At 44.9% G+C, this 352-nt stretch carries 1 protein-coding gene; it reads left to right on the top strand.

Annotated elements, in window-relative coordinates:
- Positions 1–318, top strand: a 318-nt coding sequence (locus Q4563_RS17470) for a hypothetical protein (protein WP_303605399.1), incomplete at its 5' end; no start/stop codon positions are given.
- Positions 319–352 lie beyond the last annotated feature (34 nt).

The following is a 352-nucleotide window of genomic DNA, read 5'->3' on the forward strand; positions in this document are numbered from 1 at the left end:
GATGAGCAGCATTTCAGAGATTTCACCTTGGGTTGGCTAAGTAAGCGCAGCGGTGTTTATTTTGACCTTGAGGTTGTCGATTCCAATCGCGATATCCCTCACAGTCGTAAGCTGGATATTGCATTTTCCAACGGCAGTTTGCTGCGTATCCGTTTTGACCAGGGAGTTGGTTATTGGCGACTTGGTGGTTCGCCCAATTTCGATTTTTCGGAAGAAGCCGATGTATTGATAGATGGTATGAGTGACCGTCTGGCCACTCTGAAGGTACATAATAGTGAATCCTGGGAAACAGATATTTCTGTTGAGTGGATTGCTTGATTTAGTCGTTAACTGTCTTATCAGTTAGCAGAGG

This window comes from Gilvimarinus sp. 1_MG-2023 (assembly GCF_030548285.1).